We start from the raw sequence: 18,395 nt of genomic DNA, 5'->3' as shown, positions 1-18,395 counted from the left end.
CGCACGGAGGCGCCGACGCATCGCGCCGACAGCCGTCGCGGTGCGGTTGCGGTGGACGCTCGCGCTCGCCGTCGACGGCGAGCGCGGGGGGAGGGGTGGGGAGTCAGCGCTGCGCTGGGCCTCGTGCCCAGCGCTCTGCGGTCACAAGTGGTCATGCTTCGAGATGCTGTTGCCGTCGCTATCACGGTAGACGGACCCCCCACCCACTGTCGAACGAACGAAAAACCGCAGAAAGACGGCGTGTCAGTCGAACTGCTCGACGACGGCGCCGACGACCGCGATCTCGACCTCCTCGCGCGCGCCGGAGAGGAACTCGATGCGGCCCTCGCGCAGGCCAGCGGCCGAAATGCCCGCGCCCGGCGCGTTCGCGGCCGCCTCGCGGGCGACCTCGCGTAGGTCCACGTCCGCGTCCGCTCGGACCCACAGTTCGTCCATCGCGACGCCGATCGTCACCGCGGCGTCGCCGCGGCGGTGGAGCTCGTCCAGCAGGAGCGAACTCGGCGGGAAGTCGTACTTGTGGGTGTACTCCTCGGTATCGAGCACCGCGACGTCGACGCCCTCGGCCTCGCTGCGCTCGATGTTGGCCTGGGCGGTCTCGACCTCGGTGTCCATCTTCTCGCGGAACTGGGTGGCGATGTGGCCCGCCAGCGTCTCGCTCTCGGCGGCGTCCGCGGGCGCGCCGGCGGCGACGGCCTCGGGGCTCTCGCCGAACAGCAGGTCGCCGACCAGCTCGCGCTTCTCGTCGTAGGACTGGTAGAACGCCTCCAGCGCGATCGCCTCGCGCAGTTCGGTCACGGCCTCCTCGTCGAAGCCGGCTTCGCGGGCCGCGTCGAGGTACGACTCGGGGGTATCCGTCCAGTAACTCACCGCCGGCAGGTGGGCGATCTCCTCGCGCACGTCGGGGGAGACCGTCGTCGCCAGCGACGCCGCCAGCGCGCCCGTCGAGAGCCCGTCGGCGGCGGGGTTGACCAGCACCTCGGCGGCGTCGGCGATCTCCGGGTCCGCCGGCGCGGCGTCGACGACGACGCGGTCGGCGCCGTAGATCCCCAGCATCTCCAGACCGTCCTCGCTCTCCACGGTGGAGGCGGTGCCGGCCAGCACCACGAGCGGCAGCTTCTCGTCGTGCCGGTCGCGGTCCTGGAGCATGCTGGTCACGTCGTTGGTCGCGTCGTTCATCTCGTACACCGCCTCCTCCAGCGGGCGGCGGTTCACGTAGTGGTACTCCGCGTCGCTCTCGGCGTGCTCCTCGCGCACCATCGGGAGGATCGCGCGTTCGAGCGCCACGCCAGCGACGTAGCCGTCGGCGGTCGCGGCGTGGCGGACGACGATCGGCCGGGACTCGAGCACAGCCCGCCGGATCGCCTCCGCGGCGTCCAGCAGCGTCTCGCTCGCGGCCGCGACGGCGTCGTCGTCGGCGACCAGCGTCGCCGCGTCCGGGCGGGCGCGCTCGGTCATCGCCTCGGCCAGCCGTCGTTCGACGGCCTCGCGGTCCTCGCCGTCGAGCGCGACCAGCGCCTCGGTCTCGACCTGGAGCTCCTCGCGGCGGATCTCCACCTCGCCGTCGAGGCGGACGATGTCGCCGACCTCGATCTCGGGGTAGGCGCGCACGCCGGCCTCGACGAACGCGGCGCAGTCGACGACGCCGGTCTCGTCGCGGAGTTCGAACACGGTCGGCCCGCCGGTCTGTCGGGCGCTGACGACCTCGCCCTCGATGCGGACCGCCTCACCGACGCGGTCGGAGAGCTCGCCGATCTCGCGGCGGGTCACCGACTCGACGTCGGTCGACTCGGACGCCTCGGTCGCTTCGTCGGCGGGTTCGGCCGACTCGTCGACGGGCTCGTCGTCGCTCACGTCGACCGCCTCGGACTCAGTGGTCTCGGACTCATCGGGCTCCGGGGTCGCCGCCTCGGCGCCGCTACCGTCGGTCTCGGGTGGCTGGGCCTCGGACTCGTCCGTCGACGCCGCTACGTCCCGCTCACGCGCGTTTCCCTCTCCGACCTCCTCGTCGGCCGCCTCACTCCCGTTTCCCTCTTCGTCCTCCTCGGGGAGCAGCTCCTCGGTGCCGTCCTGGATCAGCGAGCCGCGGAACTCGCGGTCGGCCTGCCGGATGGAGGTCGTCAGGTCGACGTTGCCGTTGTCGCGGACGTTCTTCACCTGGACGAACACGGTGTCGCCGGCCTCCCAGTCGAGGCTCTCGAGGCGCTTCTCGATCTCGGAGCGGTGCAGCAGCCCCGTGACGCTCGGGGAGAGGTCGATGAAGACGCCGAAGTCGGCGTAGCCGTCGACGACGCCGCGGTAGAAGCGGTTCTCGACGAGCTGGTCCGGGCTGTCGCCGCGGAACTCGAAGACGACGTCCTCTTCGTGTGACTGGCAGATGTGGCCCTCGGTGTCGGCGCCACAGATGATACAGTTACCCATTTGTGAGAAACCACACGGTCCGCCCTAAAGGCGTTGTCGAAAGCTACTGCGAACCGGCGGGGACGACGACTCAGAGCCCGGCAGCCGCGAACCCGCCGTAGCCGTAGCCGAACACCAGCGCCGCCGGCAGCGCGGCCGCGAGCGCCGCCCGCGGGAGGCTGGTCCGGTGGCGCACCGAGGTCCCGAGCACCAGCAGCGCGGTCCCGTACAGACAGCAGACCACCCGCAGCGGGGGCGACGGGATCGCAGTCAGCAGACACGGCGCGGTCGCGTACGCGATGACCTGCACCGTCTCGCTCACGCCGCCGCGGTCCGGCGCCACGAGCGCCAGCCCGATCGTCTCGATCGCCGCCGAGAAGTGGAACGTTGCGGGGGCGAGGAACAGGCCGACGACCAGCAGCACTAGCACGGCCTGCAGCAGCCCCGACGCGGGCACGAACGTCGGCGTCACCGCGACGCTGTCGAACGTCGGGAGGTCGCCCGTCGCCAGCCGGCCGCCGGCGGCGACCAGCGCGACGAGCACGCCGAACAGCAGCCCCGGCGCCTGATCGGCGGGCGCGATCCCGTTCCGGAAGAACCGCTTCGGGCGCACGAGCACCTCCGCCCACGCGCGAGCGAGCGCTCGCGGCCCGCGGTCGCGCCCGCCCTCGGGGTCGGCCACCCACTGCGTCACGGTCGGCTCACCTCGGTTCCGGTCATCAGTCGGTCCTCAGGGTGTGGCAGCTCCGACAGCGTGCCTCGTAGGACTCGTCGGCGCCGACGACGATCGTGTCGTCGTCGACGTGGGCGGGCTCGCCGTCGACCAGTCGCTGGTTCCGGGTCGCCGGCTCGCCACAGACGGTGCAGATCGCCTGGAGCTTGTCGACGTACTCGGCGATCGCCATCAGCTCCGGCAGTGGCGTGAACGGCTCGCCGCGGAACGTGATGTCGGTGCCCGAGACGATCACGCGCCGGCCGTCGTTGGCGAGCACGTTGCAGACGTTGACGAGATCGCGGTCGAAGAAGTTCGCCTCGTCGACGGCGACGACCTCCTCGCCGTTGAGGTGGTCCTGGATCTCCCAGACGCCGTCGCCCTCGTTGTCGACGACTCGGGCCTCCCACTGGCGGCCCTCGTGGGAGCCGATCGTGGTCTCGCCGTACCGGTCGTCGATAGCGGGGGTGAACGCGGCGACGCTCTGACCGGCGATCTCCGCGCGGCGGAGGCGGCGCAACAGCTCCTCGGTCTTCCCCGAGAACATCGAGCCGGTGACCACCTCGACGAAGCCGCTGCCGGTGATCTCGTGCATAGTCGAAGCCGGGGAGGGGAGGGGTAAAGGGTTGCTGACTCGGCCGTCAGCGGCCGGACGGCGAGCCGTCGTTGTCTCCCCGGATCAGCTCGATCCCGTGCTCGACGACCGCCTCGGTGACGAACAGACTCGTTTCCGTCTGTAGGGACCGCATCAGGTCGACAGCCTGCTCCTCGCGGAGTCGCTCGCGGCCGAACGCGAGCGCGACGACGCCGATCGAACCGTGAACCTCGACGTCCGACGCTTTCGCGGCTTCTCTCGCCGCCAGATCGTCCGTCAGGAGGACCGCATCACGGTTCCTCGCGACCGTCAACGCCGCCGTTTCACCCTCGTCTAGGTCGGTCCGTGACTGCAGCACCGCCTCGTCGACGCTGACGGCTTCGACCGTGAGGTCCGCGAACCCTTCGGGAACCCCGCCGGCCCGTAGTTCGCTCCGGACAGTCTCCGGGAGGATCAGCTCGTCGACGGTATCGAGAAGCGCCATCGCGTCGACCTCGGCCAAGTGGATGATCGGACCGGCGTCGGCGACGGCGACGATCACGCGGTCGAGCCCCAGCGGACGTCCTCCTCGACCGCCTCGGCCTCCCGCTCCGCCCGTCGGAGTCGCTCCTCACCGACGGCTTCGACCGCCCGAGAACGAGTGATCTCGTCGTTCAGGTAGCGGGAGATGACGAGATCGAACCAGAGGTCCTCGACCCCCCGTTCGAGCGCCCGCTCGAACACCTCCGACTCGGGAACACCCCGGGCGTCGGCGATCTCCCGCACGCGCTCGGTGAGTTCGGCAGCCATATCCACAGCTTCGGCGCTATCGCACTTAAGCATCCGGCCGGGAGCGGACAGACGCCTCCGCCCGCGGATCGTCGCACCGGGACGCTTGCCGGTCAGCGTCCGCGGATCGTCGCACCGGTGCGGCTGTCAGTCGCCGCCCCGGATCGTCGTCCCCGGCCCCTCGCCGGCCAGGAACGCCCCGATGTCGTCGGCGCCGAACACCGACGCGGGCGCGCCGAGGGCCAGCAGTTCGCGCACTTTCGCCGCCATCCCGCCGGTCACGTCCTCGCCGGCGTCGCTGCCGCCGAGGGCGTCCGCGGCGTCCTCGTACGCCGTGATCTCCGGGATCACCTCGTCCTCGGTGTCGAGCACCCCCGGCACCGTCGAACAGAGGCCGACGCGCTCCGCCGAGAGCGACTCGGCGGCCGCGGTGACGATCTCGTCGCCCGAGAGCACCGTCACGCCCTCGCCCGCGGTCGCGATCACGTCGCCGTGCAGCACCGGGACGAACCCCTCGCCGAGCATCGTCGCCGCCTGGTTCAAAGGGAGGTCGAGCGCGCCGTCGGCGTCGCGGGCGCCCGCCGAGAGTGGGTGAATCGGGAGCGCGGGCACGCCGCGGTCGTGGAGCCGCGAGAGCACGAACTGGTTGAGCGTCTTCATCGCGCCGTGGATCGCGACGGCGTCCGTGGCGTCGTCGGTTCCCTCGGTCGTCGTCACGCCCGCCTCGCTGGCGTGGTGGTGGCCGAAGCTCCCGCCGCCGTGGACGAGGACGAGCTCGTCGGCGTCGTCGCGCTCGAACGCGTCGGCGATCGCGTCGGCCACGGCGTCAAGCGCCGCGCCGTCGAGCGTCTCCGCGCGGTCCTTCTCGGTGATGACCGAGCCGCCGAGCTTGAGGATCGTCGGCGTCATTTCTCCGCGCGCACCCCCTCGGTCGCGAGCTCTGCCCGGAACGTCTGCTCACAGCCCGGTGAGTACTCCAGCGCGCGCCGGGTGGCCTGCCCCTGATCGAGCGCGACGATGCAGCCGCCACCGCCCGCGCCGGTGAGTTTCGCCCCTTCGGCCTCCGCCTCGCGGGCGGTCCAGACCATCCGGTCCAGCGAGCGCGAGGAGACACCCAGCGCCGACAGCAGCCCGTGGTTGAAGTTCATCAGGTCGCCGAGCTCGTCGAGCAGTACCGGGCCGGGGTCCTCGCCGGGGTCGGCCTGCGCGAGCAGCTGCTCGCCCTCACGGGTGAGGTCGCCGATCGTCTCGACGGTGTCGGCGGCGAACTCGTACTCCTCCTTCAGCGCCCGGACGCCGGCGACGAGCTGGCCCGTGTCGCCCGCGCCGCCGTCGTAGCCGATCACCAGCGGGAGCTCCGGCGCCTCGATCGGCCGGGTGTCGTCGCCCTCGACGCGCACCGCGCCACCCATCGCCGAGCAGTACGTGTCCGCCCGGGAGGCTTCGCCGCCCTGGACGGTCGATTCGGCTTGGTACGCGCGCTCGGCCAGTTCCTCGGGGGTGATCGACCCGCCGCTGGCGCGGACCGCGGCGTCGATGGCGGCGACGACGACCGCCGCCGAGGAGCCCAGCCCGCCGCCGAGCGGGATGTCGCTCTCGATCGTCACTTCGAACCCCGCCTCGGGGTCGCCGATCGCGTCGCGGGCCTGAGCCAGCGCCTCGTCGACGTACCCCGTCGCGGCCTCGACGAGGTTCGACGGCACGTCCACGTCCGGGTGTTCGTCGGTCCCGCCGCCCCACTCGACGGTGAACCCGTCCAGCGTGAGGTCGTCGGCCTCGACGCGGACGCGGCTGTCCTCGCGTGGCTCGACGCTCACCCGCGCCCGGCGCTCGATGGCGCAGGGCACCGCGGGCTCGCCGTACACCACGGCGTGCTCCCCGAACAGGTACACCTTCCCGGGAGCGCTCGAAGTCGTCATGCCCCAACGCTCGCTCTCGATGGTTACAGTCGTTCCGACTGGCGACGACGCCCCGCCCGCTCACTCCGCGCCGTCGTAGGCGTGCACGTCGCCCTCGGTCTGCGGCGCGCCGACGGCGAGCACCTCGGCCGTCCGTTCGGCGTCCTCGGGACAGTACGCCCGGTGGGGGCTCTCCGGGTCGGCGGCGAACAGCTCGTCGGCGCCGACCGCGAACGTCCCCTCCGGCGTCTCGACCTCGATCTCCCCCGCGATCACGAAGAACGCCTCCTCCTGCTCGTCGTGGTAGTGGTACGCCAGCGGGATCTCCTCGCCGGGGTCGACGCTGTAGCGGTTGAGCGCCACGTGCTCGAGGCCCGCCGCCTCGGTCAGCCGGCGGAGCTCGCACGGTCGGTCCGGCGTCGGCTCGACGGCCGCGGTCTCGACAGTTCGGTAGCCCATGGGGGAGCCTCGGCCAGCGGCCGCAAAAGCTCGTCGGGGGAAACCGTTTTCACGAGTGAGAGAGGCGGCGGGAAATTTTTGTACCACTCCGTGTACGGTAGGTGGTGTGGCGGCACGTCACCGCGGCGTGCCGGGCGCGACCCCCGTCGCGTCGTCGCCGGCCGTCGACACCCCCCAAAGACGCCCGGTGACCCGACTCCCGTCGGTCGGGTTTCCGACCGACATCCCCATCCGCTTTCGACCGTCGCGAGCGACGGCGCCGCCGCTGTTCGGCGCGAAAACGACCGCAGAAAGCTCTCGACGGGCCTAGAGCCCGGCCTCGAAGTCCTCGAGGGCGTAGCTGGGCTCCGCGCCGCGGTTGTCGAGCGTCTCGTTGGCCAGCAGCCAGTAGACGACCGACAGCGCGCGTCGGCCCTTGTTGTTGGTCGGGATGACCAGGTCGACGTTCGAGACGGCGTTGTTCGAGTCGCACATGGCGATGACGGGGATGCCGACCGTGATGGCCTCCTTCACCGCCTGGGCGTCACCGATCGGGTCGGTGACGACCACGACGTCCGGCTCGATGTAGCCGTCGTACTTCGGGTTCGTCAGGGTGCCCGGGATGAACCGACCCGTGCGTGCGCGGGCGCCGATGGCGTCCGCGAACTTCTCGGCCGGGAACCGGCCGTACTGCCGCGAGGAGGTGACGAGCACCTGCTCGGGGTCGTAGTTGGAGAGGAACTCCGCGGCGGTCCGGATGCGGCCGTCGGTCTGGCTCACGTCGAGCACGTAGAGGCCGTCGTCGCGGACGCGGTGGATGAACCGCTCCATATCCTTCGTCTTCTGCTGGGTCCCGATGTGGACCCCGGCGGAGAGGTAGTCCTCGACCGGGATGAGGAGGTCCGCTTCCTCCTCGCCCTCCGGCATGACGTTCTCGTCGAACCGGGACTCCTCTTCCTCGGCCTCGTCGGCCTGCTCTGTCTCTGCCTCGTCGCTCGAGGCGCTCTCTGCCGCCGCCTCGGAGTCGGCGACCTCGTCGGCCACTTCCTCCTCGGCGGGTTCTGTGTCGTCGTTCTCGCTTTCGCTCATACAGCGTCCTCCGCGATGCGGATGAGTTCGTTGAGTTTGGCAGTTCGCTCGCCCCCGACGGTGCCCGTCTTGATGAACGGTGCGCCGGTCGCGACGGCGAGGTGTGCGATGGTCGTGTCCTCCGTCTCCCCCGATCGGTGGGAGATCACGGGCGTGAACCCGTTGCGGGTCGCGGTCTCGATGGCGTCGACCGCCAGCGAGAGCGTCCCGATCTGGTTGGGCTTGATCAGGATGCTGTTGCCAGCGCCCCGCTCGATACCCTGTCGGAGTCGCTCGGTGTTGGTGACGAACAGGTCGTCACCGCAGATCAGCGTCTCGTCGCCGACTCGATCGGTGAGTGCCGCGAACCCCTCGAAGTCGTTCTCCTCGAGGGGGTCCTCGACGTACGCCAGTTCGTACTCCGCGACCAGGTCGGCGACGTAGTCGATCTGCTCCGCGGGCGATCGACTCGTCTCGCCGTACTGGTAGGCGTCGCCGTCGTAGAGCTCCGAGGCCGCCATGTCGAGGCCGAACGCGACCTCGAAACCGACGTCCTCGGCGACTCGCTCGCAGGCCTCGGCGACGATCTCGAACGCCTCGGCGTCGTCGATCGACGGCGCCCAGGCGCCCTCGTCACCTTTGGCGGCCGGGACGCCGCGCTCGGTGAGGAGCTCGCCGACGGTCTCGTGGACCGCGGCGTTGGCGAAGGCCGCCTCCGCGACGGAGGGGGCCCCGACCGGCGCCGCGAGGAACTCCTGGATGTGGGTCGCGTCGGCGGCGTGCTCGCCGCCGCCCACGACGTTGCCCAGCGGCACCGGGAAGTTGTCCCCCCGGAACGCGCCGCCGAGATGCTGGTACAGCGGCGCCCCGAGCACGTCGGCGCCGGCTTTCGCCGCCGCCATCGAGATGGCGACCGCGCTGTTGGCGCCGATCTCCGAGAAGTCCTCGGTGCCGTCGGCGCCGCGCAGGGCCGCGTCGACCTCGCGCTGGTTCCCCGCGTGGACCTCCTCCACGAGCCGGGGGATCGCGTGCTTCCGGGCCGCGGCGATCGCTTCGCCGGGCGGCAGCTCGATGGCCTCGTGCTCGCCGGTGCTGGCCCCGGAGGGGGCCGCCGCGCGGCCGAAGCCGCCCGACACCGTCAGCACGTCGGCCTCCACCGTGGGGTTGCCACGGGAGTCGAGCACGCGCCGGAGCGAGACGCCGCTGATGCGCGTCATTTGCCCTCCCGTCGAACGGTGAACGGCAGGACGCCGGCGTCGTACTCCTCTGCCGCGATGAGGTACGGTTCGGTCCGGTCGGTCTCCACGAGCACCGGCGCGCCGTACGACAGCTGCAGCGCTCGGGCGCCGATGATGCGGGCCTTCTCGTACCGGTTGAACTCGGTGTCCGTGCTCATTGGTAGGGGGAGACGACGTCCACCAGGTCGCGGTGGCTCACCATCATGCGCCGGCAGCAGTGCCGATCGACGCCGAGGTCGTCGAGCACCGCTGCGGGGTCCTCCTCGCCGTCACGCGCTCGTTCCTCGAACTCCTCCCAGTGTTCCCCGATGACTTTGCCACACGAGAAACACCGGACGGGTATCATCATGGTTTGATCACCTCAGCGGTAGGACTTCTGGTAACGGGCACGCGCGCCGGGCCCGCCCCACTTCTTCGGCTCGGACTGCCGGGAGTCGTTCACCAGCAGCGAGCGGTCGAACTCCATGTACGCGTCGCGGAGTTCGGCGTCCTGCAGGTGCTGGACGAGCCCGCGCGCGATCGCGGTGCGGGCCGCGTCGGCCTGCCCCGCGAACCCGCCGCCGGAGATCGACACGTCGATGTCGACCCCCTCGCGGAGTTCGTCGCCGGCGATGCGGAACGGCTCGAGCATCTTGAGCCGTGCCAGCTCCGGTTCGACCAGCTCGACGGGCTGGGAGTTGATGCGAACGCGACCCTCGCCCTCGCTCACGGTGGCGCGGGCGACGGCCGTCTTCTTCTTGCCGGACGTGTTCGTTACCATGTCTTGTTGGCGCCGAGGGTCTCGGAGATCTCACCGAGCGTGGTGAACTTGATGTTCGAGAGCCGGTCGAGCGAGGTGCCCTCGAGCACCTCGCCGTCGCGGTCGTGGGGGTTGCCCACGTAGATCCGGATGTTCTCGAAGGCCTCGCGGCCACGGTCCTGCTTGTACGGCAGCATCCCGCGCACGGAGCGCTTGAAGATGCGGTCCGGGCGCTTGGGGTAGTAGGGGCCGGAGTCGGAGCCCAGATCCGCGCGCTTGCGGTAGGTCTCCATTGTGGCCTCCTCGTTCCCCGTGATGACTGCCTGCTCCGCGTTGATCACGGCGACGCGGTCGCCGTCGAGCGCCCGCTGGGCGATCTCGCTGGCGACGCGACCCATGATGCAGTCGCGGGCGTCGACGACGACGTCGGCCTCCCACTCGGCGACGCTCATCGGATCACCCGCACGTTGCTACCTTCGGGGTTCTGTTCGATTGCCTGTTCGAGCTGCACCGCCTCGCCGACCTGGTCGATCTTCTTCCGGGCGGTGCCGGAGAAGCTGACCGCGGCGACGGTGACGTCCTTCTGGAGCACACCGCTGCCGAGCACCTTGCCGGGCACGACGACGGTCTCGTCCTCCTGGGCGTATCGCTCGATGCGGCCCAGGTTGACCTCCGCGTGCGTGCGGCGCGGCTTCTCGAGTCGGTCGGCGACGTCGGCCCAAACGTTGGCGCCGACGTCACGCGAGACCGACTTGAGCTCGGCGATGAGGCTCCCTAGTCTCGGGTTCGTCTTGTTGCTACTCATGGATTTACCTCTAGCGTGGAGTTGCCTCCGGAAAACTGAGAGTGCAGGGAGCAGGATTTGAACCTGCGGACCTCTACAGGACAGCGCCCTGAACGCTGCGCCGTTGGCCTGACTTGGCTATCCCTGCCTGCACTCTCGCGTACTCGATGGCCCTTCAAAGCGGTTTCGGTCCGCACCCACGACGCGCCGGCGCCGCGGCTCCCGGTTCGGGGGCTGGCGTCGGGGTGTCGTGGGGTCCAGGTCATCAGACTGCGACTTTCTCCTGCAGTTCGTCCGCGCGCGACTCGATCGAGTCGATACCGCGGAGCACCAGTTCCTCGACCGTCATGGAGCCGTCCGTCTCCACGTGGAAGACGAACGCCCCGGGGACGTCCTCGACTTCGAGTTCCTTCCCGGGGTAGCGCTCGGTCAGGTCGTGATCGAACTCGTCGGTGGGGACCAGCTCGCCATCCTCGGTCTCGATGACCCCGCGGAGGATGTTGGTCTCCTCCTCGTCGAACTCGCCGCGGTCGCCGACGACCGACACCTTGCGCAGGTGGCGGTAGCCGACCGCGACGCCCCCGGACTGCTTGGCGTGGCTCTTGCCGTCGTCGAGGACGGCCTCTGCCTCCAGCTCGATGCGCTGGTTCTCGCCGCTGGGGTTCTCGTTGAGCTGGATGATCGGGATGTCCTCGTCGGCCGGCTTGACGTCGGGATCCGAGGACTCGAGATCCCCGGAGTACGCCGTGTCCGGCCCCTCGACGTCGAGCGAGAGGGTGACGGTGTCACCGTACTCGAAGTCGTCGGGCGTCGTCAGCGGGACGAGCCCGAGTCGGAGCCCGATCATCTCGTCGAACATCACCGAGGAGTTCTCGACGACGCGGAGCGTGTCGATGCTCAGCGTCGGCACGTCCGCGATCATCGCCCGGCGGAGCCCGTTGGCAAAGGCCGGGGTGAGACCGCGCACGAGGATCCGCGCCTCGCGGTCGTCGCCTCGGATGAACTCGACGTCGAATTCGTCTGCCATGTGTTACAGTCGGTTCTTCTTGGGTGCGCGCGTCCCGTCGTGGGGAAGCGGGGTGACGTCCTCGATGCGACCGATCTCGAGCCCGGCGCGGGCCAGCGCACGGATCGTCGCCTGCGCGCCCGGCCCCGGGGACTTCGTGTCGTTGCCGCCCGGACCGCGAACGCGGACGTGGACGCCGCCGATGCCGGCGGCCTTCACGTCCTCGACGACCGCCTCGGCCATCTGCATGGCCGCGTACGGCGACGCCTCGTCGCGGTTCTGCTTCACGACCGTCCCACCGGAGGACTTCGCGACCGTCTCGGCGCCGGTGGCGTCGGTCACCGTGATCAGCGTGTTGTTGAACGACGCGAACACGTGTGCGATACCCCACTTCTCGCCGTCCGCTGTGGTCTCGCTCTCGCTCATTCGTCTTGACCCTCCGCGCGTGCGGGGTGGAGTTCGTCGGCCAGCACGGAGTTCTCGTCGAACTCGATGCTGTCCTCCTCGTCGACGGTCACGAACTTCGAGGGCGCGGTAACGCGCGCGCCGTCGACGGTGACGTGGCCGTGGACGAGGAACTGTCGAGCCTGCTGGGGCGTCGACGCGAGCCCCTGCCGGTAGACGACGGTCTGGAACCGACGCTCGAGCACGTCGGTCTCGTCGAGGTTCAGCACCTCGGTGATGTCGTCGTTCTGGTTGAGGATGCCGATCTTCCGGAGGCGGGCGACGAACTCGCTGCCGCGTTCGTTCGCCGTCTCGACGTCGCCCTGTGCGTCGCCGAGCAGCCGTCGTGCCTCGCGTCGGAAGTCACGCAGGCGCGACTGTGCGCGCCAGAGCTCCTCCTTGCTCTCGAGTCCGTAGCGGTCGACCAGCCCGGCCTCCTCGGCGATGCGCTCGCCCTGGAACGGGTGGTTCGGTGTCTCGTAGCGTTTGGTTGCGTTTCCGGTCGTCATTCTTCCTCACCGCCTTCCTCTTCCATCTCCTCGCGGATCTCCTCGATGTTGACCCCGATGGTCCCCTCGGTTCGACCCGTGGACTTGGTCCGCTGTCCGCGGACCTTCTGCCCGCGCTCGTGGCGGACGCCCTTGTAGGAGCTGATCATCTTCATGCGGTTGATGTCGTGGCGCCGGGACTCCTCGAGGTCGCTCCCCGTCACGTGGGTGGTCTCGCCGGAGAAGAAGTCCTTCTGCCGGTTGGCCATCCACGAGGGAACGTGCTCCCCGAGGTTCTCGACGACCTCGACGACGCTGTCGATCTCGTCGTCGTCGAGGCGCCCGAACGTCGCCTGCCGATTCACGTCGGCCTCGTCGGCGACGATGCGCGCCATGCGCTTGCCGATGCCTTTGAGTTCGCTGAGGGACCGCTCGACGGATTTCGTCCCGTCCAGGTCGGTCTGCCCGATCCGGACGAAGTACTGGAGGTCCTCCTCCTCCGCCTCGCCGTCCGCTGGTTCTTCTGCACTCATATCTGGTTGGTGTCGGTGCGAGCGTTGCGGCGGGGATTTGAACCCCGGAGGCTGTGCGCCACAGAGTTAGCAACCCTGCGCCTTGGGCCAGGCTAGGCTACCGCAACCCGCGTGCTGGTATCGTCGCCCGACTCCGTCGGACTCGGGACACGGCGCCCCTACAGTTCACTACACCCATCGCTTCCGGGACTGTACACTTAAACATCACGGAACGGGGGTGGGTGTGGGAGAGGGAAACACCGGGGCCGGCGTCGGGATATCGTCGGCGGGACCCCGCTACAGCCCCAGCAGCTCCCGGGCCTCGGCCGTCGACGCCAGGGGGCGACCGCGGTACTCGTCGTCGCCCGCCGGCGCTCCAGGAACTACCAGGGGTCGACACACGCGGAAGCCGAGCCGACAGCCAATCAATCTACCTTCGGTGACACACCACACGCGGGAGCGAGACCGTCGGACTTTTTCGGGCGTTCCGGGTAGCGGGCGACGTGTCCCCCGACGAGTCACCCCAGGAGGACGCCGTCGACGACGTGGCTCGTCGGCTCGACGACGCCCTGGAGCGAGTCGCCCACGGCGCCGCCGTCTCGGTGCCGAGCATCCTGCTCCAGCGCGGCCTCACGGTCGTGTTCACCGCGGCGCTCACCAACGGCATCGGCGCGGCGCCGTACGGCCTGTTCGCGCTAGCCCGGCGCATCCAGCGGTTCCTCGCCCGGATCGTGCTCGGCTTCCGGAACGGGCTGAGTCGCTTCCTCCCGACCGCCGACCAGGAGGAGCGCGACGCGCTGGCGACGTTCGCGTCGCTGCTGCTGCTCGGGGTCGCCAGCGTGTTCGGCGCCGGCCTCTTCCTCGCGGCGCCGCGGATCACGTCGATGACCGGGCAGAGCGCCCGCTTCGAGACGCTCTGCAGGTGTTCGCGCTCGGGATGCCCGCGAGCGTCTGGCTGTTCACCGTCACGGAGGTGCTCCGGGGGATCGAGGAGGTGGCGCCGCTGAACCTCACGATGCGGCTCGTCTACCCCGCGGCCCAGCTGCTCGTCGGCGTCGTCGGCGCGTTCGTCGTCGACGACATCGCCGTCGTCGCCGGCGGCGTGCTGGCGGTGATGGGGCTGACCGGCGTCGGCGCCGCCGTCTGGATCGTCCGCGCACGCGGGTTCCGCCCGCGCCTGCGCGGCCCGGGGCTGCCCGCGCTCCGCCGGCGCTACCTCGACTACACGATCCCGCTGTTCCTGGGCGGCATCGCGACGACGACCCAGCGGCTCGGCTTCTACCCCCTGATCGCGGTGTTCCTCTCCGGCGTCGCGGGCGGGGTGTTCGCCGTCGGCGTGCTGGTCTCCCAGCTCGTGCGCCTCCCGCTGATGGCGATCAACCAGTTCATCCCGCCGGTCGCCGCCGCGCTCAACGAGGAGGGCCACGACGACGCGCTCTCGCGGCTCTACCACGTCACCAGCCGGCTCGTCCTCGTCGGCGTCGTCGCCGCCGCGGTGCCCGTCGTCGTCTACCGCGAGACCGTGATGGCCGCGTTCGGCCCGACGTTCACCGAGTACGCGCCGCTGCTCGTGCTGTTCGTGCTCGCTCAGATCGCCGCCTGCGCCGCGGGGAGCGTGGGGATCCTGCTCCGGATGACCGACCACCAGCAGGCGCTGCTGGTCACCAACGTCGGCATCACGACCGTGCTCGCGGTCGTCGCGATCCCGCTCACCGTGGAGTTCGGGCTCGCGGGCGTCGTCTGGACGTACCTGCTGATGCTCACGCTCAACAACGGGATCGAGGTCGCCGTGCTGTACCACCTCGAGGGGCTCCAGCCGTTCACGAAGCGCCACAGCTACCCCCTGCTGGCGGCGCTGCCGTTCGGCGCCGTCGCACTCGTCGCGCGGGCGCTCGCCCCCGGCGTCGTCGGCGCCGTCGTCGGCACGCTGCTGGGGCTGGGGGCGTTCGCGGCGACGCTGCGGACGCTGGGGTTCACGCCGGTCGAGCGTCGGCTGGCGTCGACGCTGGCCGAGCGGTACGGGGAAATGATTCCGGGAGCGTGAGAAGGCGGCTCAGTCCGCGGCCGAGATGTACTTCTCGTTGATCTCGTACTCGCCGCGCTCGTTCTCGACCAGGTACTCGCCGTAGTAGGGCACGCGCTCGGCGACGACCTGCTCGAACGTCTCGCGGATCTCCTCGCGGCTCATCTCGCCCATCGACTTCAGGTCGTCGTTGCGGTTGAGACAGCCCTTCAGGTACCCCTCGTGGGTGACCCGGACCCGGCCGCAGTTGGCGCAGAACTCCTCGTTCTCGACGGGGTCGACGATCTCGACCATCCCGCCCTGAAACTCGTCGAGCTCGGACGGCTGGGGGGCGGCGGCGACGGACTCGGCGGCGTCGGGGTTGACGAAGTAGCGCTTCCGGTCATGCATCTCGCGGTGTTCGACGTGCTCGGCGAGGTCCGCGAGCCAGTCGTGGACGCGCTGGATGTCGATGTTCCACTCCGGTCGGCCCGTGAGCTCGGGCATGTACTCTATCAGCTGGAGCTGGAGCCCCTCGTTCTCGGCGACGTGCTCGACCATCCCCTCGACGTAGCCCGCGGTGTGCTCGAACACGACCATGTTGAGCTTCACGGGCGCGAGGTCGGCGTCGACAGCGGCCTGGACGCCCTCCATCACCTTCTCGTAGGCGCCGGACTTCGTGATCTCGGCGAACTCGTCTGGGTCGAGCGCGTCCTGTGAGACGTTGACGCGATCCAGCCCGGCTTCCTTCAGCTCCTCGGCGCGTCCGGGGAGGAACGTCCCGTTGGTCGTCATCGACACCTCCATCTCGTCGGGCGCGCGGCGGATGATCTCCTCCAGATCCTCGCGGAGCATCGGCTCGCCGCCAGTGAGCTTCACGGAGTCGACGCCGTACTCCGACACCACGTCGAGGAAGCGCACCACGTCGTCGGTCCCCATCTCGTCGTCGCCCGGCTCCATCGGGCCGCGAGTGTCGCCGAGCCCCTCGTTGTGACAGTAGACACAGTCGAAGTTGCACCGGTCGGTGAGGGAGACGCGGACGCCCGTCACCTCGCGGCCGAACTCGTCCGAGAGCGGCATTAGTCAATGGTTCGTCCGAACGGGCTTAAGCATCCGGGTGGTGACACCCAATTTGTAACCCAATTCGGTTACGTGCCTCGGGGTGTGACCGTGCGAACGGGTTCAAAAACGGTCCCGACCCGCCACGGCGCTAATACCGGCTTCAAAACCCTCATTAGCGGAACGCGCCACCTCCCGCTATGGACGAAGCCGCCGTACGCGACCTGCTCGCGGAGGTCGAGGACCCATCCCTCGGCGACGATCTGGTGTCGCTGGGACTGGTCAACGCCATCGAGGTCGAGGACGGAGTCGCGAAGGTGTCGCTGGCGCTCGGCGCACCGTACGCGCCCCACGAGTCGGCGATCGCCGCCGAAGTCCGGGAGAAGCTCCAGGACGCCGGCCTCGAGGTCGACCTCTCGGCCAACATCCCCGACGACCAGGCCGAGGACGACCAGGTGCTGCCGGGCGTGAAGAACATCATCGCCGTCGCCTCCGGGAAAGGCGGCGTCGGCAAGTCGACGATGGCGGTCAACATCGCCGCCGGCCTCTCGAAGCTCGGCGCCGAGGTCGGGCTGTTCGACGCCGACGTGTACGGGCCGAACGTGCCCCGGATGCTCGACGCCGACGAGGCGCCGCGGGCGACCGACCAGGACACCATCATCCCGCCGGAGAAGTTCGGCGTGAAGCTGATGTCGATGGCCTTCCTCTCCGGCGAGGACGACCCCGTGATCTGGCGGGGGCCGATGGTCCACAAGCTCCTGACCCAGCTGGTCGAGGACGTGGAGTGGGGCGAGCTCGACTACATGGTGCTCGACCTGCCGCCGGGGACCGGCGACACCCAGCTGACGATCCTCCAGACGCTGCCGCTGACCGGCGCCGTCGTCGTCACGACGCCCCAGGAGGTCGCCGTCGACGACGCCCGCAAGGGGCTGCGGATGTTCGGCAAGCACGAGACGCCGGTGCTCGGCATCGCCGAGAACATGGCCTCGTTCCGCTGTCCGGACTGCGGCAACGAGCACGAGATCTTTGGCGAGGGCGGCGGCCGGACGCTGGCCGACGAGAACGACCTGCCGTTCCTCGGCGGCATCCCCATCGACCCCGCGATCCGACAGGGCGGCGACGAGGGGAAACCGGTCGTGCTGCGCGAGGGCGAGACCGCCGACGCGTTCCGCGTGCTGACCGAGAACGTCGCCAACAACGTCGGCGTCATCCGCCGGCAGAGCGTCCAGCAGCATGGCTGGTGAGGACGGCGAGACCGGCGACGACGCATCCGACGAAGAAGGGGAAACGGACTGGGAGATGGCGCCCGACGCCGAGGCGACGTTCCCCGAGGACGCCGAGAAACGCGAGGTGCTGCGCGAGGTCGCCGACGAGATCCGCGGCCGCGACGGCTCCTCGGAGGCCTCCCAGATCGGGGCGTTGCTCTACCGCGTCTCGGACCTGTACAAGCCTGGCGAGGAGACCTCGATCCCGGAGATCTACATGAACATGCGCCACATCCTCGAAGTGCGCGAGCAGGGCGGACTGAACCCCGACGAGGAGTAGCCGGCTCTCCCGCTGTCGGTCGCCCGGAACCGTTTTCCCCCGCGGTCGGTAATGACGTGCGAACGTGGACGCCCACCAGGAGGAGCTCTCGAACCCGTTCGCGATGGACGAGGACTGCCGGAACTGCCCGGCGCTCGCCGACTGCCGCGAGCAGGTGGTCCACGGCTACGGCGACGCCGGCGCGGAGTTCGTCTTCGTCGGCGAGGGGCCATCGGCCGGCGCCGAGGCGGCGGGCGTCCCCTTCACTGGCGACGACGCCGGCGAGCGCGTGCAGCGCATCCTCGGCGACCTCGGCTTCTCGCGGTCACCCCCGGACGCCGCCGAGCCGGACCTCCAGAACGTCTACCTCACCTACCTCTCGCGCTGTCGCCATCCCGAGCGCCCCGCAAGCGACGAGGAGGTCCGGAACTGCGAGCCGTTCCTCAACGCGGAGCTCCGGATGATCAACCCCCACATCATCGTCCCCGTCGGCGACCGCGCGCTCCGGGAGCTCGCGATCGAGTACACCACGCGCGCCCCCGAGAGCTTCGACGTGCACGACGAGCACGCGACGACCGTCCGCGGCCGGGGGTTCGAGCTCGTGCCGATGATCCCCCCCGCCGAGCAGACCGACGCGCAGGAGGCCGCGTTCGTCGAGCACGTCGAGGAGAACGTGTTCTCGCGGGACTACCGGCAGACGAAGGGGCGGCGGAGCCGCTAGGT

Annotated in this window: 25 protein-coding genes and 2 tRNA genes; 5 read left to right on the top strand and 22 right to left on the bottom strand. The window is 69.9% G+C overall.

Annotated elements, in window-relative coordinates; translation table 11 throughout:
* Positions 1–243: 243 nt before the first annotated feature.
* From ACP95_RS08520 to ACP95_RS08420, 21 genes are all read right to left on the bottom strand, one after another.
* Positions 244–2,418 (bottom strand): OB-fold nucleic acid binding domain-containing protein, encoded by a 2,175-nt coding sequence (locus tag ACP95_RS08520; RefSeq protein WP_049980793.1) that lies wholly within the window; start codon positions 2,416–2,418, stop codon positions 244–246.
* A 70-nt stretch (positions 2,419–2,488) separates the two neighbouring features.
* Positions 2,489–3,091 (bottom strand): YIP1 family protein, encoded by a 603-nt coding sequence (locus tag ACP95_RS08515; protein ID WP_049980792.1) that lies wholly within the window; start codon positions 3,089–3,091, stop codon positions 2,489–2,491.
* 25 nt (positions 3,092–3,116) lie between these two features.
* Positions 3,117–3,704, bottom strand: coding sequence for a thymidine kinase (locus tag ACP95_RS08510; protein WP_049980791.1), 588 nt, complete (start codon positions 3,702–3,704; stop codon positions 3,117–3,119).
* A gap of 46 nt (positions 3,705–3,750) precedes the next feature.
* Positions 3,751–4,245, bottom strand: a complete 495-nt coding sequence (locus ACP95_RS08505) for a nucleic acid-binding protein (RefSeq protein ID WP_082224628.1) — start codon at positions 4,243–4,245, stop codon at positions 3,751–3,753.
* Positions 4,242–4,493, bottom strand: coding sequence for a hypothetical protein (locus tag ACP95_RS08500; RefSeq protein WP_049980790.1), 252 nt, complete (start codon positions 4,491–4,493; stop codon positions 4,242–4,244). Before ACP95_RS08500 ends, ACP95_RS08505 begins: the two co-directional genes overlap by 4 nt.
* A 126-nt stretch (positions 4,494–4,619) precedes the next feature.
* Positions 4,620–5,381, bottom strand: coding sequence for an isopentenyl phosphate kinase (locus ACP95_RS08495; RefSeq protein ID WP_049980789.1), 762 nt, complete (start codon positions 5,379–5,381; stop codon positions 4,620–4,622).
* Positions 5,378–6,391 (bottom strand): mevalonate kinase, encoded by a 1,014-nt coding sequence (mvk, locus tag ACP95_RS08490; RefSeq protein WP_049980788.1) that lies wholly within the window; start codon positions 6,389–6,391, stop codon positions 5,378–5,380. Before mvk ends, ACP95_RS08495 begins: the two co-directional genes overlap by 4 nt.
* A 60-nt stretch (positions 6,392–6,451) precedes the next feature.
* On the bottom strand, positions 6,452–6,829 hold the full coding sequence (locus ACP95_RS08485) for a cupin domain-containing protein (protein ID WP_049980787.1): 378 nt from the start codon (positions 6,827–6,829) through the stop codon (positions 6,452–6,454).
* Positions 6,830–7,135: 306 nt separating this feature from the next.
* Positions 7,136–7,897 (bottom strand): 30S ribosomal protein S2, encoded by a 762-nt coding sequence (rpsB, locus tag ACP95_RS08480; RefSeq protein ID WP_049980786.1) that lies wholly within the window; start codon positions 7,895–7,897, stop codon positions 7,136–7,138.
* Positions 7,894–9,093 carry a phosphopyruvate hydratase gene (gene eno, locus ACP95_RS08475; protein ID WP_049980785.1) on the bottom strand — a complete coding sequence of 400 codons (1,200 nt, stop codon included), beginning with the start codon at positions 9,091–9,093 and terminating at the stop codon, positions 7,894–7,896. The genes rpsB and eno overlap by 4 nt, the downstream gene beginning before the upstream one ends.
* Entirely contained in the window at positions 9,090–9,272 is a 183-nt protein-coding gene (locus ACP95_RS08470) for a DNA-directed RNA polymerase subunit K (RefSeq protein WP_049980784.1), read from the bottom strand. The genes eno and ACP95_RS08470 overlap by 4 nt, the downstream gene beginning before the upstream one ends.
* The gene (locus ACP95_RS08465; protein ID WP_049980783.1) at positions 9,269–9,463 is read right to left on the bottom strand and encodes a DNA-directed RNA polymerase subunit N; all 195 of its coding nucleotides are present in this window, start codon (positions 9,461–9,463) and stop codon (positions 9,269–9,271) included. Before ACP95_RS08465 ends, ACP95_RS08470 begins: the two co-directional genes overlap by 4 nt.
* Positions 9,464–9,475: 12 nt before the next feature.
* Positions 9,476–9,874 (bottom strand): 30S ribosomal protein S9, encoded by a 399-nt coding sequence (locus tag ACP95_RS08460; protein WP_049980782.1) that lies wholly within the window; start codon positions 9,872–9,874, stop codon positions 9,476–9,478.
* Complete coding sequence (locus tag ACP95_RS08455; protein WP_049980781.1) at positions 9,868–10,305, bottom strand: 50S ribosomal protein L13; 438 nt, start codon at positions 10,303–10,305, stop codon at positions 9,868–9,870. Before ACP95_RS08455 ends, ACP95_RS08460 begins: the two co-directional genes overlap by 7 nt.
* A complete protein-coding gene (locus ACP95_RS08450) occupies positions 10,302–10,658 on the bottom strand; it encodes a 50S ribosomal protein L18e (protein WP_049980780.1) in 357 nt (118 codons plus the stop codon). The genes ACP95_RS08455 and ACP95_RS08450 overlap by 4 nt, the downstream gene beginning before the upstream one ends.
* A gap of 42 nt (positions 10,659–10,700) precedes the next feature.
* Positions 10,701–10,785: transfer RNA gene (locus ACP95_RS08445), tRNA-Leu, on the bottom strand.
* 117 nt (positions 10,786–10,902) lie between these two features.
* On the bottom strand, positions 10,903–11,664 hold the full coding sequence (locus tag ACP95_RS08440) for a DNA-directed RNA polymerase subunit D (protein WP_049980779.1): 762 nt from the start codon (positions 11,662–11,664) through the stop codon (positions 10,903–10,905).
* Positions 11,665–11,667: 3 nt separating this feature from the next.
* A complete protein-coding gene (locus tag ACP95_RS08435; RefSeq protein ID WP_049980778.1) occupies positions 11,668–12,069 on the bottom strand; it encodes a 30S ribosomal protein S11 in 402 nt (133 codons plus the stop codon).
* Positions 12,066–12,596: a 30S ribosomal protein S4 gene (locus ACP95_RS08430; RefSeq protein ID WP_049980777.1), complete on the bottom strand. Its 531-nt coding sequence runs from the start codon at positions 12,594–12,596 to the stop codon at positions 12,066–12,068. Before ACP95_RS08430 ends, ACP95_RS08435 begins: the two co-directional genes overlap by 4 nt.
* Positions 12,593–13,108: a 30S ribosomal protein S13 gene (locus ACP95_RS08425; protein ID WP_049980776.1), complete on the bottom strand. Its 516-nt coding sequence runs from the start codon at positions 13,106–13,108 to the stop codon at positions 12,593–12,595. The genes ACP95_RS08430 and ACP95_RS08425 overlap by 4 nt, the downstream gene beginning before the upstream one ends.
* 22 nt (positions 13,109–13,130) lie before the next feature.
* Positions 13,131–13,215: transfer RNA gene (locus ACP95_RS08420), tRNA-Ser, on the bottom strand.
* Positions 13,216–13,590: 375 nt separating this feature from the next.
* On the opposite strand from ACP95_RS08420, the gene ACP95_RS08415 reads away from it, so the two are divergent.
* Positions 13,591–14,094: a lipopolysaccharide biosynthesis protein gene (locus ACP95_RS08415; RefSeq protein ID WP_049980775.1), complete on the top strand. Its 504-nt coding sequence runs from the start codon at positions 13,591–13,593 to the stop codon at positions 14,092–14,094.
* Positions 14,025–15,131, top strand: a complete 1,107-nt coding sequence (locus ACP95_RS08410) for a lipopolysaccharide biosynthesis protein (protein WP_049980774.1) — start codon at positions 14,025–14,027, stop codon at positions 15,129–15,131. The genes ACP95_RS08415 and ACP95_RS08410 overlap by 70 nt, the downstream gene beginning before the upstream one ends.
* A 9-nt stretch (positions 15,132–15,140) precedes the next feature.
* Here the strand turns inward: ACP95_RS08410 and moaA are convergent, their stop codons facing one another.
* Entirely contained in the window at positions 15,141–16,169 is a 1,029-nt protein-coding gene (gene moaA, locus ACP95_RS08405) for a GTP 3',8-cyclase MoaA (protein WP_049980773.1), read from the bottom strand.
* Between the two features lie 179 nt (positions 16,170–16,348).
* On the opposite strand from moaA, the gene ACP95_RS08400 reads away from it, so the two are divergent.
* From ACP95_RS08400 to ACP95_RS08390, 3 genes are all read left to right on the top strand, one after another.
* Positions 16,349–17,392 carry an Mrp/NBP35 family ATP-binding protein gene (locus ACP95_RS08400; RefSeq protein WP_049980772.1) on the top strand — a complete coding sequence of 348 codons (1,044 nt, stop codon included), beginning with the start codon at positions 16,349–16,351 and terminating at the stop codon, positions 17,390–17,392.
* Positions 17,382–17,693: a hypothetical protein gene (locus ACP95_RS08395; protein WP_049980771.1), complete on the top strand. Its 312-nt coding sequence runs from the start codon at positions 17,382–17,384 to the stop codon at positions 17,691–17,693. Before ACP95_RS08400 ends, ACP95_RS08395 begins: the two co-directional genes overlap by 11 nt.
* Positions 17,694–17,757: 64 nt before the next feature.
* On the top strand, positions 17,758–18,393 hold the full coding sequence (locus tag ACP95_RS08390) for a uracil-DNA glycosylase (protein ID WP_049980770.1): 636 nt from the start codon (positions 17,758–17,760) through the stop codon (positions 18,391–18,393).
* Positions 18,394–18,395 lie beyond the last annotated feature (2 nt).

The organism is Halolamina rubra (genome assembly GCF_000739555.1).
Lineage (GTDB): Archaea > Halobacteriota > Halobacteria > Halobacteriales > Haloferacaceae > Halolamina > Halolamina rubra.
This window is presented reverse-complemented; position numbering and strand designations above follow the sequence as displayed.

Bases quoted from the DNA above. Each gene is read 5' to 3' on its own strand.
- ACP95_RS08520 (WP_049980793.1), bottom strand. From the start codon at position 2,418: ATGGGTAACTGTATCATCTGTGGCGCCGACACCGAGGGCCACATCTGC.
- ACP95_RS08510 (WP_049980791.1), bottom strand. From the start codon at position 3,704: ATGCACGAGATCACCGGCAGCGGCTTCGTCGAGGTGGTCACCGGCTCG.
- ACP95_RS08500 (WP_049980790.1), bottom strand. From the start codon at position 4,493: ATGGCTGCCGAACTCACCGAGCGCGTGCGGGAGATCGCCGACGCCCGG.
- ACP95_RS08495 (WP_049980789.1), bottom strand. From the start codon at position 5,381: ATGACGCCGACGATCCTCAAGCTCGGCGGCTCGGTCATCACCGAGAAG.
- mvk (WP_049980788.1), bottom strand. From the start codon at position 6,391: ATGACGACTTCGAGCGCTCCCGGGAAGGTGTACCTGTTCGGGGAGCAC.
- ACP95_RS08485 (WP_049980787.1), bottom strand. From the start codon at position 6,829: ATGGGCTACCGAACTGTCGAGACCGCGGCCGTCGAGCCGACGCCGGAC.
- rpsB (WP_049980786.1), bottom strand. From the start codon at position 7,897: ATGAGCGAAAGCGAGAACGACGACACAGAACCCGCCGAGGAGGAAGTG.
- eno (WP_049980785.1), bottom strand. From the start codon at position 9,093: ATGACGCGCATCAGCGGCGTCTCGCTCCGGCGCGTGCTCGACTCCCGT.
- ACP95_RS08470 (WP_049980784.1), bottom strand. From the start codon at position 9,272: ATGAGCACGGACACCGAGTTCAACCGGTACGAGAAGGCCCGCATCATC.
- ACP95_RS08465 (WP_049980783.1), bottom strand. From the start codon at position 9,463: ATGATGATACCCGTCCGGTGTTTCTCGTGTGGCAAAGTCATCGGGGAA.
- ACP95_RS08460 (WP_049980782.1), bottom strand. From the start codon at position 9,874: ATGGTAACGAACACGTCCGGCAAGAAGAAGACGGCCGTCGCCCGCGCC.
- ACP95_RS08455 (WP_049980781.1), bottom strand. From the start codon at position 10,305: ATGAGCGTCGCCGAGTGGGAGGCCGACGTCGTCGTCGACGCCCGCGAC.
- ACP95_RS08450 (WP_049980780.1), bottom strand. From the start codon at position 10,658: ATGAGTAGCAACAAGACGAACCCGAGACTAGGGAGCCTCATCGCCGAG.
- ACP95_RS08440 (WP_049980779.1), bottom strand. From the start codon at position 11,664: ATGGCAGACGAATTCGACGTCGAGTTCATCCGAGGCGACGACCGCGAG.
- ACP95_RS08435 (WP_049980778.1), bottom strand. From the start codon at position 12,069: ATGAGCGAGAGCGAGACCACAGCGGACGGCGAGAAGTGGGGTATCGCA.
- ACP95_RS08430 (WP_049980777.1), bottom strand. From the start codon at position 12,596: ATGACGACCGGAAACGCAACCAAACGCTACGAGACACCGAACCACCCG.
- ACP95_RS08425 (WP_049980776.1), bottom strand. From the start codon at position 13,108: ATGAGTGCAGAAGAACCAGCGGACGGCGAGGCGGAGGAGGAGGACCTC.
- ACP95_RS08410 (WP_049980774.1), top strand. From the start codon at position 14,025: ATGCCCGCGAGCGTCTGGCTGTTCACCGTCACGGAGGTGCTCCGGGGG.
- moaA (WP_049980773.1), bottom strand. From the start codon at position 16,169: ATGCCGCTCTCGGACGAGTTCGGCCGCGAGGTGACGGGCGTCCGCGTC.
- ACP95_RS08400 (WP_049980772.1), top strand. From the start codon at position 16,349: ATGGACGAAGCCGCCGTACGCGACCTGCTCGCGGAGGTCGAGGACCCA.
- ACP95_RS08395 (WP_049980771.1), top strand. From the start codon at position 17,382: ATGGCTGGTGAGGACGGCGAGACCGGCGACGACGCATCCGACGAAGAA.